At 62.3% G+C, this 15,929-nt stretch carries 14 protein-coding genes; 7 read left to right on the top strand and 7 right to left on the bottom strand.

What is annotated here, in order from left to right; genetic code table 11:
- The first annotated feature begins 126 nt into the window (after positions 1-126).
- The 6 genes from glyQ to ACYVL5_RS07560 all read left to right on the top strand — a co-directional run bounded on the left by glyQ (position 127) and on the right by ACYVL5_RS07560 (position 8,176).
- A complete protein-coding gene (glyQ, locus tag ACYVL5_RS07535) occupies positions 127-1,005 on the top strand; it encodes a glycine--tRNA ligase subunit alpha (protein WP_460594944.1) in 879 nt (292 codons plus the stop codon).
- Positions 1,005-3,068, top strand: a complete 2,064-nt coding sequence (glyS, locus tag ACYVL5_RS07540; protein ID WP_460594945.1) for a glycine--tRNA ligase subunit beta — start codon at positions 1,005-1,007, stop codon at positions 3,066-3,068. Before glyQ ends, glyS begins: the two co-directional genes overlap by 1 nt.
- Before the next feature lie 219 nt (positions 3,069-3,287).
- Complete coding sequence (gene ppdK / locus ACYVL5_RS07545) at positions 3,288-5,951, top strand: pyruvate, phosphate dikinase (protein WP_460594946.1); 2,664 nt, start codon at positions 3,288-3,290, stop codon at positions 5,949-5,951.
- A 306-nt stretch (positions 5,952-6,257) separates the two neighbouring features.
- Positions 6,258-6,458: a cold-shock protein gene (locus tag ACYVL5_RS07550; protein ID WP_460594947.1), complete on the top strand. Its 201-nt coding sequence runs from the start codon at positions 6,258-6,260 to the stop codon at positions 6,456-6,458.
- A 60-nt stretch (positions 6,459-6,518) separates the two neighbouring features.
- A complete protein-coding gene (locus tag ACYVL5_RS07555) occupies positions 6,519-6,968 on the top strand; it encodes a YaaR family protein (RefSeq protein ID WP_460594948.1) in 450 nt (149 codons plus the stop codon).
- A 674-nt stretch (positions 6,969-7,642) separates the two neighbouring features.
- A complete protein-coding gene (locus ACYVL5_RS07560) occupies positions 7,643-8,176 on the top strand; it encodes a DUF4864 domain-containing protein (RefSeq protein ID WP_460594949.1) in 534 nt (177 codons plus the stop codon).
- 188 nt (positions 8,177-8,364) lie between these two features.
- Here the strand turns inward: ACYVL5_RS07560 and ACYVL5_RS07565 are convergent, their stop codons facing one another.
- The 6 genes from ACYVL5_RS07565 to ACYVL5_RS07590 all read right to left on the bottom strand — a co-directional run bounded on the left by ACYVL5_RS07565 (position 8,365) and on the right by ACYVL5_RS07590 (position 13,658).
- Positions 8,365-9,021, bottom strand: a complete 657-nt coding sequence (locus ACYVL5_RS07565; protein WP_460594950.1) for a fumarylacetoacetate hydrolase family protein — start codon at positions 9,019-9,021, stop codon at positions 8,365-8,367.
- A gap of 73 nt (positions 9,022-9,094) precedes the next feature.
- Positions 9,095-10,057: a TIGR01212 family radical SAM protein gene (gene mnmL, locus ACYVL5_RS07570; protein ID WP_460594951.1), complete on the bottom strand. Its 963-nt coding sequence runs from the start codon at positions 10,055-10,057 to the stop codon at positions 9,095-9,097.
- A gap of 12 nt (positions 10,058-10,069) precedes the next feature.
- Entirely contained in the window at positions 10,070-10,726 is a 657-nt protein-coding gene (gene thiE / locus ACYVL5_RS07575; protein WP_460594952.1) for a thiamine phosphate synthase, read from the bottom strand.
- Complete coding sequence (locus tag ACYVL5_RS07580; RefSeq protein ID WP_460594953.1) at positions 10,723-11,505, bottom strand: thiazole synthase; 783 nt, start codon at positions 11,503-11,505, stop codon at positions 10,723-10,725. The genes thiE and ACYVL5_RS07580 overlap by 4 nt, the downstream gene beginning before the upstream one ends.
- Positions 11,506-11,624: 119 nt before the next feature.
- On the bottom strand, positions 11,625-11,852 hold the full coding sequence (gene thiS / locus ACYVL5_RS07585; RefSeq protein WP_460594954.1) for a sulfur carrier protein ThiS: 228 nt from the start codon (positions 11,850-11,852) through the stop codon (positions 11,625-11,627).
- A gap of 177 nt (positions 11,853-12,029) precedes the next feature.
- A complete protein-coding gene (locus ACYVL5_RS07590) occupies positions 12,030-13,658 on the bottom strand; it encodes a sensor histidine kinase (RefSeq protein WP_460594955.1) in 1,629 nt (542 codons plus the stop codon).
- 307 nt (positions 13,659-13,965) lie between these two features.
- Here ACYVL5_RS07590 and ACYVL5_RS07595 point away from each other — a divergent pair, with 307 nt between their 5' ends.
- Positions 13,966-14,748, top strand: a complete 783-nt coding sequence (locus ACYVL5_RS07595) for an IclR family transcriptional regulator (RefSeq protein ID WP_460594956.1) — start codon at positions 13,966-13,968, stop codon at positions 14,746-14,748.
- Positions 14,749-14,998: 250 nt separating this feature from the next.
- On the opposite strand, the gene coaE is transcribed toward ACYVL5_RS07595, so the two are convergent.
- Positions 14,999-15,619 (bottom strand): dephospho-CoA kinase, encoded by a 621-nt coding sequence (coaE, locus tag ACYVL5_RS07600; protein ID WP_460594957.1) that lies wholly within the window; start codon positions 15,617-15,619, stop codon positions 14,999-15,001.
- Between the last annotated feature and the right edge of the window lie 310 nt (positions 15,620-15,929).

Consider the following 15,929-nt stretch of genomic DNA (forward strand, 5'->3'; position numbering starts at 1 on the left):
AGCGCCGGATAATCCTTGACATGGGCTGGTTCGGGATTGTATTCTGGCGAGCCTGATTTAGTGTGTACTGCATACCTTTTGACCGGTGTGAGCGCTAGATAAAACAGCAAGTTACCGGAGGAGAGCGTGTTAACATTCCAGGAGCTGATCCTCTCCCTGCAGGGGTATTGGGCAGGGCAGGGATGCGTCATCCAGCAACCCTATGATACCGAGAAGGGGGCGGGTACCTTCAACCCGGCCACCTTCCTGCGCGTGCTCGGCCCCGAGCCGTGGAACGTCGCCTACGTGGAGCCTTCCCGCCGCCCGACCGACGGCCGCTACGGGGAGAACCCCAACCGGCTCCAGCACTACTACCAGTTCCAGGTCATCATGAAGCCGTCGCCGGTGAACATCCTGGACCTGTACCTCGATTCGCTGCGCGCCTTCGGCATCGACCCCAACAAGCACGACATCCGCTTCGTCGAGGACGACTGGGAGTCGCCGACCCTGGGCGCCTGGGGGCTTGGCTGGGAGGTCTGGCTGGACGGGATGGAGATCACCCAGTTCACCTACTTCCAGCAGGCGGGCGGCATCGACCTGAAACCGGTCTCCTCCGAGATCACCTACGGCTGCGAGCGTATCGCCATGTACCTGCAGGGGGTCGACAACGTCTACGACCTCGAGTGGGTCAAGGGAGTCAAGTACGGCGACATCCACCACGAAAGCGAGGTGGAATTCTCCACCTACAACTTCGAGGAGGCCGACGTCGACATGCTCCTCACCCTCTTCAAGATGTACGAGAAGGAGTGCATCCGTCTCGTCGAGAAGGGGCTGGTCCTTCCCGCCTACGACTACGTCATGAAGTGCTCCCACACCTTCAACCTGCTGGACGCCCGCGGCGCCATCTCGGTCACCGAGCGCGCCTCCTACATCGGCAAGGTGAGGAACGTGGCGAGGCTTTGCGCCGAGGGATACCTGCAGATGCGCGAGCGGCTCGGCTTCCCGCTTTTGAAAGGAGGCCGCTAATGGCTAAGGACCTTTTCCTTGAGATAGGGTGCGAGGAGATTCCGGCCGGCTTCATCCCGAAGGCCATGGCCGACATGGAGCAGATCATCCGGCGCGAGTTCGAGAGCGCCCGCATCGAGTTCGGCGAGATCGTGACGCTCGGCACCCCGCGCCGCCTGGCGCTGGCGGTCAAAGGGGTCGCGGAGCAGCAGCCGGACGCCGAGCTGGTGGCCATGGGCCCCTCCAAGCAGGTCGCCTACGACGCCGACGGCAACCCGACCAAGGCTGCCCAGGGCTTCGCCCGCGGCCAGGGGATCGACGTTTCCCAGCTCACCATCGTCGCCACCGAGAAGGGCGAGTACATCGCCGCCAGGAAGAGCGAGGTCGGCCGCGCCACCGCGGAGCTTCTGACCGAGATCCTCCCGCGGCTGGTCACCTCCATCCCCTTCAAGAAGTCCATGCGCTGGGCCGACCTCGACGTCCGCTTCGCCCGCCCGGTCCACTGGATCGTGGCGCTCTTCGACGGCGTGGTGGTCCCCTTTGGCTTCGGCAGCATCGAGAGCGGCTCGGTCTCCCGCGGGCACCGCTTCATGGCCAACACCACCTTCCCGGTGCGCGACTTCGCCCACTACCTGGAGGAGTGCGAGCGCCACTTCGTGATCCCCGATCCGGAGAAGAGAAAGGCGATCATCCGCCGCGAGATCGAGGCGGTCGCCGCCAAGGCCCAGGCCAAGGTGCTCCCCGACGAGGCGCTCCTCGAGCAGGTGAGCTTCCTGGTCGAGTACCCGAGCGCGGTGCGCGGGACCTTCTCTCCGGACTTCCTGGTGGTCCCCCGCGAGGTGCTCATCACCTCCATGCGCGAGCACCAGCGCTACTTCTCGCTGGTGGACGGCGAGGGGAAACTGCTGCCCGGCTTCATCACCATCAACAACACCTTGACCGAAGATCCCGAGGTGGTCGTCAAAGGGAACGAGCGCGTGCTGAGGGCGCGGCTCTCCGACGCCCGCTTCTTCTTCGACGAGGACCAAAAGCACACCCTGGAGAGCCGCGTCGACGCCCTGAAGTCGGTGGTCTACCAGGCGAAGCTCGGCACCTCCTACGAGAAGATGGAGCGCTTCCGTGAGCTGGCCCGCGGGCTCGCCGCGAAGCACAACCCCTCCGTGGAGGCGTCGGTACTCCGCGCCGCGACGCTCTGCAAGGCGGACCTCGTCACCGGCATGGTCGGCGAGTTCCCCGAGGTCCAGGGGATCATGGGGCGCGAATACGCCCTGCACGACGGCGAGGAGCCCGCGGTGGCCAGCGCCATCGCCGAGCACTACCTCCCGACCCAGGCGGGGGGCGAGCTCCCCGCCTCCGACGTCGGCGCCTTCGTCTCGCTGGCCGACAAGATGGACACCATCTGCGGCTGCTTCAGCGTGGGTCTCATCCCGACCGGCTCCGCCGACCCGTACGCCCTTCGCCGCTGCGCGATCGGCATCATCAACATCATCCTCTCCAAGGGGTACCGCGAGCCGATCCAGGGCTTCATCTCCGCCTCGCTCGATCTCCTTGCCGGGAAAAGCACCCGTCCCCGCGAAGAGGTCCAAAAGGACGTGGTCGAGTTCTTCCGCGGGCGCTTCGTGAACCTGATGGCCGACCGCTATCCCTCCGACGCCGTGGACGGCGTGGTCTCGGTCTCCTTCGACGACCTCGCCGAGGCGGCCGCCAAGATCCAGGCTCTGGCCGAGTTCAGGAACCGCGAGGACTTCGCCCAGCTGGCGGTGGCCTTCAAGCGGGTCGGCAACATCGTGAAGGGTGGCGTGGACACCCCGGTCTCCGAGGCGCTCTTCCAGGAGCCGGCCGAATCCGCCCTCTACCAGTCGCTCAACGGGGTGGCCGGCAAGGTCGAGGGAGCCATCTCCTCCGGCGAGTACCTCACGGCGCTCACCGAGATCGCCACCCTCAAGGAAGCGGTCGACAACTTCTTCGACAAGGTCATGGTCATGGCCGAGGACGAGAAGGTCCGCGAAAACCGCCTGGCCCTCTTGACCGGCATCGCACGACTCTTCGCCCGCTTGGCGGACTTCTCGAGGCTATCGCCGTGATGAAACGGTGTTGTTGGAGGCAGCGGGATATCACAATCCTAACCGCATTGGCGGGCTGCCTCACCTCGCTCAAAAACGACGCTCACGTAAACAGCCGTTTGCTATAAAAAAGCAAACGGCTGTTTGCGTTTTTGCAGATTTGATGTTATCTATTAAACCCCTTTCATAATACGGTTACCAAACTACACAGTTGGTTACACAACATCAAGGAGGGCAACAATGGGAGCACAGAAGTACGTCTATTTCTTCGGCGCCGGTAAGGCCGACGGAAACGCCAAGATGAAGGAACTCCTGGGGGGTAAGGGAGCCAACCTGGCGGAAATGACCAGCATCGGGCTGCCGGTACCTGCCGGCTTCACCATCACCACCGAGGTCTGCACCGAGTACTACAAGATCGGCAGGAAGTACCCGGCAGGGCTCGATGCCGAAGTGAAGACCAACCTGGCTGCGGTCGAGAAGCTGATGGGGAAAAAGTTCGGCGATCCTTCCAACCCCCTGCTGGTCTCGGTCCGCTCCGGCGCCCGCGCCTCCATGCCGGGCATGATGGACACCATCCTCAACCTGGGCCTCAACGATACCACCGTCAAGGGGATCATCGCCCAAAGCGGCGACGAGCGTTTCGCCTACGACGCCTACCGCCGCTTCGTCCAGATGTACTCGGACGTCGTCATGGGGATGGACAAGGAGATCCTCGAGCACCTCCTCGAAAGAAAGAAAGAGGCGCGCGGCGTACACCTGGACACCGAGCTGACCGCCGCCGACTGGAAAGAGCTGGTGGTGGCCTTCAAGGCCAAGGTCAAGGAGACCCTCGGGAGCGACTTCCCGGAGGACCCGGAGGAGCAGCTGTGGGGCGCCATCGGCGCCGTGTTCGGCTCCTGGATGAACCAGCGCGCCATCACCTACAGAAAGCTCAACGGCATCCCGGCCGAATGGGGCACCGCCGTCAACGTCCAGTCCATGGTGTTCGGCAACATGGGTGACGACTGCGCCACCGGCGTCGCCTTCACCCGCGACCCCTCCACCGGCGAGAACTACTTCTACGGCGAGTACCTGGTCAACGCCCAGGGCGAGGACGTGGTGGCCGGTATCCGGACCCCGCAGCCGATCAACAAGGCCAAGCAGAAGCCGGGCGACCTCCCCCCCATGGAGGACGTGCTCCCCGAGTGCTACCTGCAGCTTTGCAACATCCGCGACATCCTCGAGCGCCACTACAAGGATATGCAGGACATCGAGTTCACCATCGAGAAGGGGGTCCTCTACATGCTGCAGTGCAGAAGCGGCAAGAGGACGGCCAAGGCCGCCATCAAGATCGCGGTGGACATGGTGAAGGAGGGGCTCATCGACGAGAAGACCGCGGTGCTCCGCGTGGCCCCGAGCCAGCTCGACCAGCTCCTGCACCCGTCGCTCGACCCCAAGGCCAACAAAGAGATCATCGCCAAGGGGCTCCCCGCTTCCCCGGGCGCCGCTTCCGGCGCGGTGGTCTTCACCGCCGACGAGGCCGAAGCGGCCGCCAAGCTCGGCAACAAGGTGATCCTGGTCCGCGTCGAGACGAGCCCGGAGGACATCCACGGCATGCATGCCGCCCAGGGTATCCTCACCGCCCGCGGCGGGATGACTTCCCACGCCGCCGTTGTCGCCCGCGGCATGGGCAAGTGCTGCGTCGCCGGCTGCGGCGACATCAAGGTCGACTACGCCGGCCACAAGCTGGTGGCTAAAAACGGCGTGGTGGTCAAGAAGGGCGACGTCATCACCTTGGACGGCTCCACCGGCGAAGTCATGCTGGGCGCCGTCCCGACCGTGGCCGCCGAGGTTTCCGGCGACTTCGCCACCCTCATGGGGTGGGTCGACAAGTTCCGCCGCATGAAGGTCCGCGCCAACGCCGACACCCCGCACGACGCCAAGACCGCCCGCGAATTCGGCGCCGAGGGTATCGGCCTTTGCCGCACCGAGCACATGTTCTTCGAGGCCAACCGCATCGCCGCCGTCCGTGAGATGATCCTCTCCGAGGACATCGAAGGGCGCCGCAAGGCCCTCCACAAGATCCTCCCGATGCAGAAAGGGGACTTCAAGGGGCTCTTCAGGGAGATGAAGGGGCTGCCGGTCACCATCCGTCTCCTCGACCCGCCGCTGCACGAGTTCCTCCCCCAGGAGGAGAAGGACATCAAGGCGCTGGCCGAGACCATGAACGTTCCGGCCGAGACCCTGCGTCACAAGGTGGAGTTCCTCCACGAGTTCAACCCGATGCTCGGCCACCGCGGCTGCCGTCTGGGGGTCACCTTCCCCGAGATCTACGACATGCAGGTGCAGGCCATCATGGAGGCCGCCTGCGAGCTCGTGAAGGACGAAGGGTTCCAGATCGTTCCCGAGATCATGATCCCGCTGGTCGCCGTCACCAAGGAGCTCGCCATCATGCGCGCCAACGCGGTGGCCATCTGCGAGGATGTCATGGCCCAGTACGGCGTCAAGATCGAGTACCTGATCGGCACCATGATCGAACTGCCGCGCGCCGCCATCACCGCCGACTCCATCGCCACCGAGGCTGACTTCTTCTCCTTCGGCACCAACGACCTGACCCAGACCACCTTCGGTCTCTCCCGCGACGACGCCGGCAAGTTCCTCCCGTTCTACGTGGAGAACGGCATCCTCGACGACGACCCGTTCGTGACCCTTGACCAGAGCGGCGTCGGCAGCCTGGTGAGGATGGGGTGCGAGAAGGGGCGCCAGACCAAGGCCGGCATCAAGCTCGGCATCTGCGGCGAGCACGGCGGCGATCCCGCCTCCGTCATGTTCTGCGACAAGGTCGGCCTCGACTACGTCTCCTGCTCGCCCTTCCGGGTACCGATCGCCCGGCTGGCCGCCGCCCATGCTTCCCTGGGCGCCTGATGGGACGCTTCCTCCCCCCGGTTCGCCGCCGGGGGGAGGAAACATTCTTGACAGGTAAAAGCGAAACGTGTAATACGGCAGGGAAAGCGAGCGTCCGGCAGCACAACAGGTTGATCAAAGAACACGATTAGTGAGGTCTTCCGCAGCCCGTTCCTTCTCCTTCATGGAAAAGGACAGGATGAGGACGGGGTTCTTCTTCATGCTCGCTCCCCCGTTCTCACCCCGCCCCTCCCCTTGAAAAGGGTGGAGAAGTTGGTTATGCGGAAGGTTGGCGCCAATCGGTAAAACGAATGGGGGAACAGAGTAATGGCTAAGGGTGTGGTAAAGTGGTTCAACGATGCGAAGGGTTTCGGTTTCATCCAGCAGGAGGACGGCGGTGACGTCTTCGTTCATTTCTCTTCCATTCAGGGAGATGGGTTCAAGACCCTCGCTGAGGGGGAAGCGGTAACCTTCGAAGTCACCCAAGGCACCAAGGGGCCCCAGGCCTCCAACGTGGTCAGGGGCTAGGCTCCAGACGGTACCCGGCCCCGGAGAGATCCGGGGCCTTTTCATTTTCAGGGGCGCTAGATGCGCATCGACGAGAAAGCAAAATCGCGCGCCGTCGCGAAGAGAGGGAAGGGGACCCCGGCCAAAAGCGTGACCGGTGTCAACGCACCCCTGTTCGCCAACCGGCTGACCGCCATCGCCCGGAGCAACTCCGACTATGCAGGCGAACTGCAGCAGTTGAAGGAGATGATCGACAAGGCGGGAGACGTCCTCGAGCAGGAGCCGACCATCTCCAACTTCAAGGCCTTCCGGGAGCTGATCGCCACCATGGCGAGGAAGGTCACCTCCGAGGCCTACCGGGTCGAGATGCTCACGGGGGGACTCTCCGGCCGTGCCCACGAGATCATCGCGGTCATCGACAAGGAGGCCGACCTCCTCTACCACCTGGTGATGCGTGAGCAGAAAGACCACATCCGCATCACCGGACAGATCATCAAGATCAAAGGTCTGGTAGTGGACTTCATCCTCTAGCGTATCCTTCCTCAGCTCTTTCTCCCTTTCTCAGAACCGTCCTTCCCTTTCTCGCAACCTTTCCCCCCCTTCTCATAACACTTCCTCCCTTTCAACGGGCTCTCCATCCCCCTCCGCCGACTCTCTCTCCCTCTTAGCCGACTCTCTCTCCCCTTTCGCCAGACTCTCTCTCCCTTTCGCCAGACTCTCCCACCCCTTCACCTGGCTCTCCCTCCCCTTCAAGGGGAGGACCGGGGGTGAGGATGGGGTACTTAGTCCCTCTCTCCGCCTGGTCCGCCCTGGCCATTTTCCCACTCTTTCCTGGCTCGCGCCAACTCCGTCGAGCTCATTAAACCTAAAACCGATGTGATGACGCGATAGTAGCGGTCAAAAATTCAACTCTGACGCGAAACTCAACCAAACGGTCGAAGGACCCGCCGCACCATACCCGCCTCTCGGCGTCTTCTCCTTACAACAGGATGTCTCCGTTGCCGCGCGAAGTGTCGTCCTTTCGGCCTGCTCCAAAAGGAAAAAGCCACCCTTCCTCTTGAAGTAACGTTAATGACTATTAATCTATAGGGGAAAATCAGCGAAGGGCGAGGAAGGCCCGCGCCGCTCCCGGCCCTCGAGTCGGCCGGTGGCGGTGCGGAACCAGCGGAATATCCCTTACCGTAAAAATTCATAAAGGAGACCGAATGAAGACAACTCTGCGAATGTCCGTACAAATAGTTTCACTGTTGATATTGTCCCTAAACAGTGGCTGTGCCGAGTTGGCTAGCCTGAATAAGGCCATCACCAATAAGACAGCGGCGATCACCAATAACAGCGCGTCGCTGAACATGCCGCCAATGAGCTCGGCTCAACAGGAGCAGATGCACTCGCATTTTCAAGCTCACTTCGGATCAGGGCTACAACAAGCGGTTGAGGAGGCTAGGCCAACGATAGAAAAGACCTTGCAGATCTCAGCGTGTTATCCGAATTACGATATCGAAAAATATCTCCAGCCTTACACATCGGGAGGGGGTGTCATTATCGGCGCACCGATGGCTGCGATGCAATATCATCCTAAAACACAGTGCCTGAGTGTTGTACGTCTCGACAGTTGGAAGATGCTCGCCAGGAACGCATTTTCGTTTCGGGCTGTATTTGTGTCAGACGCAAGCGGAGAGAGCAGATCCCTTTACTACAACATGATAAAGGAGCCTGATGGCGCATGGCTTTTGAACTAGGGAGGGAGCAGCGGATGTTTCACAAGGTAGTGAACTTTCTTCTGCAGTGCGGAAGGCTGACGGGACTGGAACGAAAAAAGGGACTCACCGCGAGTCCCTTTTCTTTATTGGTGGTTGTCAGAGCCCCAACCTCCCCCCAGCCCTCCCCTTGAGGGGGAGGGCTGGGGGGAGGTTGGGGGGGCAAGCCGTCAGCGTACCGTGACGCTGAGTTTCCCGACTCCTTCGATGGCGGCGTCGACCTTGTCGCCGCTCTTGATGGGGCCTACGCCGGCGGGGGTGCCGGTCAGGATCAGGTCGCCGGGCTCCAGGGTGAAGACCGAGGAGAGGTAGGCGACCAGCTCGGGGATGCGGTGCATCATGAGCGCGGTGGAGCCGTCCTGGCGGGGCTCGCCGTTCACCGAGAGGGTGATCCTTACATCCTGCGGATTGGGAACCGAGGAGGCGGGGACGAAGTCGGAGAGGGGGCAGGCGGTGTCGAAGCCTTTGGCGAGATCCCAGGGAAGCCCCTTCTTCTTCAGCTCTCCCTGCACGTCCCTGAGTGTCAGGTCGATGGCGACCCCGTAGCCGGCCAGATGTGCGATGGCCTCGGAGGCGGCGATGTCCTTCCCCTTTTTGCCGATCAAGAGCGCGAGCTCGGCCTCGTGGTGGCAGTCGTTGGAGTAGGAGGGGATGACGATCTCCTCCCCCTCGCCGATCACGCTGGTGGCCGGCTTGCTGAAGATCACCGGGCGCTCCGGCACCTCGTTGCCGAGCTCCTTGATGTGGTCGACGTAGTTCCTGCCGATGCAGAGTATCTTCCCGATGGCGAACTCCTGCCCGCTGCCGGATACTTTGACCTTTCTCATCTTGCCTCCCATAAAACCAGTTCTATGTTCTACGTTCTAGGTTCTACGTTGAAAACCTTGAAAAGCTTGGCTGCTACCACTCGCCGTTGGCGGCTTTGATGCCGTCGGCCAGCCGGCAGCCCTGCCAGGTGCCGCGGCGCCTCAACTCGTTCACTACCTGGTACCACATCTGGTTGTTCTTGAGGTCCCAGTTGGGAGCCACCCGGATGGCTACCGGGGCGGAGCCGTAGAGCCTTTGGATGGAGATCCGCGGGGGGAGCTCTTCGATGAAGTCGCAGACCGCCCCCACGTACTCGGCGAGGGAAATGGGACGGTAGCTTCCGTCGCGGTAGTGGTCGGCGAGCCTCGTGCCGTCCACCGCGTGGAGCTGGTGGATCTTCACCGAGCTGATCGGGAGCGAGCTGATGAGCCGCGCCGACTTGAGGAAAGATTCGCGGGTCTCGCCGGGGAAGCCGTAGATCAGGTGGGTGCAGAGGTCGATCCCCCGCCCGGAGAGCCTCTTCACCGTGGCCAGGTACTCGTCGAGGGTGTGGCCGCGGTTGATGCTGGTGAGGATCCCGTCGTCCATCGACTGAAGACCGAGCTCGACGCAGATGTAGCGGTCCCGGGCGAGCTCGGTCAATAGCTCGATCGCCTCGTCGCTCACCGAATCCGGCCGGGTGCCTATGGAGAGCCCGAGCACATCGGGATGGGCGAGGGCGCGGCGGTAGAGGTCGGAGAGCCGCTCGACCGGGGCGTAGGTATTGGTGAACTTCTGGAAGTAGACGAGGAACTTCTCGCTCTTGAGGCGGGTTCGATGGTAGGCCATCCCGGCCTCCATCTGCTCCTCGATGGGAACGATGGAGACGGTTTCCTTGGGCGAGAAGGAACGGTTGTCGCAATAGATGCACCCGCCGGTGCCGCGGCTTCCGTCGCGGTTTGGGCAGGTGAAGCCGCCGTCTACGTTCACCTTGCTCACCCGGCAGCCGAAGTGCCGGCGTAAAAAGGTGCCGTAGGAATTGAAACGAAGTTCCTTATGGATCAGCTGGTCAGTCATTTTCTTGTTTTCTTAAAGGGTAGGCTCCAGCGGGGGGAGCTTGGCGATCAGGGCTCGCGCCGCCTCGCGGGGATCATCGGCCGACAGGATGGCGGAGATCAGGGCGATTCCCCGCACCCGGCAGGCAAGTACCTCGTCGCAGTTGGTCAGGTTGATCCCCCCCAGCGCGAAGACCGGGATCTGAAGGATATCGGTGACGGTGCAGAGCCTTTCGAGTCCGACCGGGTCGCCGTAGGGTGCCTTGGATGCGGTATAGAAGACCGGGCCGAAGGTGATGAAGTCCGCCCCCAGTTCCTGGGCGGTGATCGCCTGGACCTGGTTGTGGCAGGAGACCCCGATCACTTTCCGCTCTCCCAGAAGCTTCCTCACCTTGTAGATGGGGAGGCTCTGGACGCCGATGTGGACCCCGTCGGCATCGACCGCGAGGGCGACGTCGACCCGGTCGTTGATGATCAGCTTGGCGCCGTAGCGGGTGGTCAGCCGGCGAAGCTCGTAGGCGGTCTCGTACAGTTCCTTGGTGCTGGCATCCTTGTCCCTCAGCTGGATGGCGCGCGCGCCTCCGCGCAGCGCCTCCTCCACCACCTCGGCGAGATCCCGGCCGCGGCACTCGTCGCGGCCGGTGATCAGGTAGAGGTTGAAGTCTATCCAGGGGGATTCCAGCTCTCTCACGCGATGAGTCCGGTCAGGGGGGAGGATGCGCTGGCGTGAAGCTTCATCGGGATGCGGCCGGCCAGGTAGGCGAGACGGCCGGCGGCGACGGCGTACTTCATGGCGGTGGCCATGGCGACCGGGTCCTGGGCGCCGGCGATGCCGGTGTTCATGAGGACGCCGTGGCAGCCAAGCTCCATGGCGATGGCGGCGTCGGAGGCGGTTCCCACCCCGGCGTCGACGATGACCGGGACCTTGACGGTGTCGAGGATGATCCGGATGTTGTACGGGTTCCTGATCCCGAGCCCGCTCCCGATCGGGGCGCCGAGCGGCATGACGGCGGCGCAGCCGAGATCTTCGAGCTTCTTGCAGACGATGGGGTCGTCGCTCGTGTAGGGAAGGACGGTGAACCCTTCGGCGACCAGCACCTTGACCGCCTTCAAAAGCTCCTCGTTGTTCGGGAAGAGGGTCTTCTCGTCGCCGAGCACCTCGAGCTTCACGAAGTCGGAGAGGCCGGCCTCCCGGGCGAGCCGGCAGGTGCGGATGGCGTCGTCGGCGGTGTAGCAGCCGGCGGTGTTGGGGAGCAGGGTGTACTTCTTGAGATCGATGTGGTCGAGGAGCGATTCCTTGCTCCGGTCGGAGATGTTGACCCTTCTCACCGCGACGGTGATGATCTGGGCGCCGGAAGCCTCGATGGCATCGACCATCTGCTGGAAGGTTGCGTATTTCCCGGTGCCGACCATCAGGCGGGAGTCGAACTCGCGTCCGGCGATGATCAGCTTGTCGTTTTTCTCTACCATGGGTTGCTCTCCAGTTCTATTTGATCAGGTTTTCAATGACGGGGGGCCTTGCGGGCGGGGGGCCTGCACCGGGGTGGGAGGCTCGGAAAGGGATGATGCCCGCGGGGTAAGGGCCGCTGTCAGGGGTAGCTCGAAAGGGGACGGGATACGCTCCCCCCTCCGACGAAATGGACGATCTCCAGGGCGTCGCCCTCCTTGAGCATGGTCTCGGGGTACTGGGCCTTGGGGAGGATGTCCCGGTTGAGTTCCACGGCCACCCTGCGGGGATCGATCCCGAGGGAGACCAGGTAATCCTGTACGGTGAGCGGTTCGATAGAAACGGGTTCGCCGTTGGCGGTGATATTCACTGCAGCTCCGAATGGTGATTGGTGATTGGGATTTAAAGGCCTACCGGGACGGGGGCGGTGGTGGCCCAGGCGGTTGGAACCGGCGTTTTGGCGGCACGCCAACCATGGTGTGGCCCGACCGTAAACTAGCAATATTGTGTCGCCTGTGTCAATTGAATTCTTCCCGCTGACGCTGGTTTAGCCGGGGTGGGAGGCGGCCGGCAGGGTGGTGGCGCCGGGGTGGGATTGGCAGGAGGAGTCGGCCGTTTCGGAGGGGGGATCCAGGGGGAGCCTGATGGTAAAGGTGGTGCCGGCCCCGACCTCGCTTTGGACGTCGATCCCCCCCCCGTGCTTCTCGATGATGCCGTAGGAGACCGAAAGGCCGAGGCCGGTCCCCTTGTTCTCCTTGGTCGAGAAGAAGGGGTCGAAGATCTTGGAGAGGATGGCGGGGGGGATGCCGCAGCCGTTGTCGGTGATCCTCACCACCGCCCACCCCTTCTGCGGGTCGGCCGAGGTGGTGATCTGCAGCTCGCCCTCTCCCATCATGGCCTGGCCGGCGTTGAGGAACATGTTGACCAGCACCTGTTCGAACTGGTTGGGGTCCAAAAGGACCGGCGGCACCTCGCCGTAGTTCCGGGTCACCTTGATGTCGTGGAAGAGGATCTGGTATTCGATCAGGGCGAGGGCCGCCTCGGAGATCTCGTTGACGCTGTAGAGCCCCTTTTGCGGAGTGGAGACCCGGGCGAACTCGAGGAGCCCCTTGACGATGTCGGCGCAGCGCTTGGTCTCCCGCATGACGGTGGCGATGTCGTTTTTCATGGTCTCGTCGAGCTTGGGGTTGCTCTGGATGAGCGACGAGAACATGAGGATGCCGGTCAGGGGGTTGTTGATCTCGTGGGCGATGCCGGCCACCAGTTCCCCGAGCGAGGCGAGCTTCTCCGAGCGGATCAGCTGGGCCTGGATCTGGGTGACCTCCTGGGTCCGCTCCAGCACCATCTGTTCGAGGGTCTTTCCCCAACCCTCCAGTTCCTCCCGCGCCTTCCTGAGGTTGAGCGTCATGGCGTTGAAGGAGTCGGCCAGCTCGCCGAGCTCGTCGTTGGCGAAGGGGTGGACCTGCCCGTCCAGCTCCCCGCGGGAGAGGCGCTTGGTGTGCTCCAGAAGTTCGCGGACCGGGCGGTTGACCAGGTGTTGCGTGCAGAGGGTGAGGGAGAGGGCGGTAAGCGAGATGAGGAGCACGGTGACCGCGATGTTGCGGTCGCGGTAGGCGTCCAAGAGGGCGTGCATCTGGTCCAGGGAGACCACCACGTCGAGAACGCCCAGTACCCGGAAGGACTCCGGGTGGAAGTGGCAGCTCGCCGTGAAGCAGCTCTCCTCGTTGTAGATGGCGTTGGTGATCCCCAGGTACTCGCGCCCGGTGGCGTCGAAGAAGCGCCGGCTACGGTTTTTGGAGGAGGCGCTGATCAGCAGCGTGCTCCCGCCGTGGCAGACGCTGCACATCTCGGAGTTCTTGCCGAGCACGGTGCCGATCTCGGCCTCCTTGGTGGAGAAGATCACCCGGCCGGTCTTGTTGATCAGCCTGATCCCCTCCACTTCGCGCTGGGCGCCGATGTCTTCGATTGTTTTATAGAACAGGGGGCGGTCGTCGCGGAGCATCTGGTCGTGGGTGGTCCGCAGGATGCTCTCGCTTATCTTGTCCGCGTCGTTGATCGCTTCGCTCAGCAGAAGGTCGTGAAGGCCCCTGAGGTTGAGGTAGGCGAAGAGCGCCATGGTCCCCAGGAGCACGGTGGAGGTGGCCAGGGCCAGTTTGGTGATGAGGTTCAGACGCAAGGGCGCTCCCCGATGCGTCGAGCCGGTGGAGGCGCGGAGGAGCCCGGCAGGGCGCGGTTTTGCCGCTTGACTTATTTAGAACATTATTCTATATCTTATGTACTCGTTTTAACGGTTTTCTGCGTGGTTAGCCGCAACTCTCGCGATTTCGGGCGGCGGGAAGCTCTCGTACCGGCCAGGCAAAGGTTTTTTGAGTTTAATAACATTAAAACCATTTATCAAGTTTTAATTTCTTCTTGACAGTCAGTGCCAAATGGCTTAGTTACTAAAGTTTGGAATTTTTCTACTAATAAAACAGGTGCAGCCGATGGCGAAAAAAGAAAAATCGGAATACATCATCCAGGCCGTGTCTCACGCACTTGACCTCCTCGAACAGTTTCACGATGAGGTGGACGAGCTTGGGGTGACGGAACTCAGCAAGAGGTTAAAGCTCCACAAAAACAACGTTTTCCGCCTCCTGGCCACTCTCGAGTCGCGAAACTACATCGAGCAGAACAAGGTCACCGAGAACTACCGTCTCGGTTTGAAAACCCTGGAGCTCGGGCAGACCTTCATCAAGCAGATGGGGCTCTTGCGGCAGTCGCGCCCTGTTTTAGAGGCGCTGGTCAAGGAGTGCAACGAGACCACCTACGTGGCGATCCTCAAGGAGGCCCACATAGTGTACCTCGACGTGGTGGAGACCGACCTGACCGTCCGGGTGGTTCCGCGGGTCGGTGCACGGCTTCCCGCCTACTGCACCGCGGCCGGGAAGATACAGATCGCCTACATGACCGACGAGGAGCTCGAGAATTACCTCCCGGTCAAGGAGATGAAGCGCTACACCCCGAACACCCTCACCGACAAGGACGATCTGAAAAAGCACCTCAAGGTGGTGGCCGACCAGGGGTACGCCATCGACGACGAGGAGATGGATGTCGGCGTGAAATGCGTCGGCGCCCCGATCCGGGACTACACCCGCCGCATCATCGGCGCGGTCAGCATCTCCGGCCCCTCGATGCGCTTCACCGAGGAGCGGCTGCAAAAGGAGCTGATCCCGCTGGTGGTCAAAGCCGGCGAGGAGATCTCCCACAAGCTCGGGTACCACAAATAGAACAGAAAAGGCCCCGCCTCGGCGGGGCCTTTTTCGTTTCAACGCCTCATGCCACGGCAATGCCCCCGGCCAGGTAAGCCCCCTTTGAAAAGGCTCTTCGAAGAATTTGGGGGAGAGCTGCCGGAAAAAGGCCCCCTCCTTGTCAAAGGGGGGACAGGGGGATTTGCCCTGTTTCGGCCTTTTTCTCGACCTGGCTTCCCCCACCCCCTCGCCCTGCCTCCAGGTGAGGGGGAAGTTTGCAGGGGATTGCTCAGTTTGAGGCGACTTCTTCGGATAGCCCCAGTATCTCCCGCCGCCATACCCGGGTGACTTCCCCTTCCAGTTCCTCGATGGTTCCGCTGTTGTCGATCACCACGCTGGCAAGCTGCTTCTTCTGCTCCATCGGCATCTGGGAGGCGATGCGGGCCATGGCCGCCTCCTTGGGGAGGGAGTCCCGGATCATGAGCCGCTCGAGCTGGTGGCGGGCGTCCAGGTAGACCACCCATATCTCCTGAAAGCGGGAGGCGATCCCCACCTCGTAGATCAAGGGCGCCATGTAGAAGACGAGCTTCGCCCCGCTCTCCTTGAGGATTTTCAGCCGTTCGTCGGCCCGCTTTCTGATGGCGGGGTGGGTGATCCTCTCCAGGGTGCGGCGGGCCTCCTCGTCGCCGAAGACGATTTCGCCCAGCGCGGCGCGGTTGAGCGTCCCGTCGCCGTGCAGGACCCGGCTGCCGAAGCTCTCCGCGATGCGGGCGAGCGCCTCTTCCCCCGGTTCCACCACCTCGCGCGCCAGTTGGTCGGCGTCCACCACCTGGGCGCCCAGCCGCACGAGTATCTTCGCCACGCTGCTCTTTCCCGAGGCGATCCCCCCGGTCAGCCCGATCAGTCTCATCCGATTTTGCTCTCCTTATCCCATCCTGCCGCGTGCTCTCCCCTCGAAGGGAAGGGGGAGTTTGATTGAGCAAGGGTGGTAAACATCAAGGTGACAGACTCTGCCTGCACCAGAGCCGTGTCTGTCATTGCCATCGTTTTTGGCCCGAAACAGCCGTGACCTCTCAGCGGAAATTTATGCCAGCCGGGAGGGTCGATCCGGATCTTAGGGTCAATGCCTTTTAAAAACAACTGTTAATTCTGGCCCGAAACTCCCTTTCCTGTATACCGGCTATGACGCCGATTATGCGAGTGATTTTTCCCTTGATTAG

The sequence above is a fragment of the Geomonas sp. Red276 genome, from assembly GCF_054784495.1.

What these genes read in the sequence shown, in the direction of transcription:
- ACYVL5_RS07595 (WP_460594956.1), top strand. Translation starts at nt 13,966, where the DNA reads ATGGCGAAAAAAGAAAAATCGGAATACATCATCCAGGCCGTGTCTCAC.
- glyS (WP_460594945.1), top strand. Translation starts at nt 1,005, where the DNA reads ATGGCTAAGGACCTTTTCCTTGAGATAGGGTGCGAGGAGATTCCGGCC.
- ACYVL5_RS07560 (WP_460594949.1), top strand. Translation starts at nt 7,643, where the DNA reads ATGAAGACAACTCTGCGAATGTCCGTACAAATAGTTTCACTGTTGATA.
- coaE (WP_460594957.1), bottom strand. Translation starts at nt 15,619, where the DNA reads ATGAGACTGATCGGGCTGACCGGGGGGATCGCCTCGGGAAAGAGCAGC.
- ACYVL5_RS07565 (WP_460594950.1), bottom strand. Translation starts at nt 9,021, where the DNA reads ATGAGAAAGGTCAAAGTATCCGGCAGCGGGCAGGAGTTCGCCATCGGG.
- ppdK (WP_460594946.1), top strand. Translation starts at nt 3,288, where the DNA reads ATGGGAGCACAGAAGTACGTCTATTTCTTCGGCGCCGGTAAGGCCGAC.
- ACYVL5_RS07555 (WP_460594948.1), top strand. Translation starts at nt 6,519, where the DNA reads ATGCGCATCGACGAGAAAGCAAAATCGCGCGCCGTCGCGAAGAGAGGG.
- ACYVL5_RS07550 (WP_460594947.1), top strand. Translation starts at nt 6,258, where the DNA reads ATGGCTAAGGGTGTGGTAAAGTGGTTCAACGATGCGAAGGGTTTCGGT.
- mnmL (WP_460594951.1), bottom strand. Translation starts at nt 10,057, where the DNA reads ATGACTGACCAGCTGATCCATAAGGAACTTCGTTTCAATTCCTACGGC.
- ACYVL5_RS07580 (WP_460594953.1), bottom strand. Translation starts at nt 11,505, where the DNA reads ATGGTAGAGAAAAACGACAAGCTGATCATCGCCGGACGCGAGTTCGAC.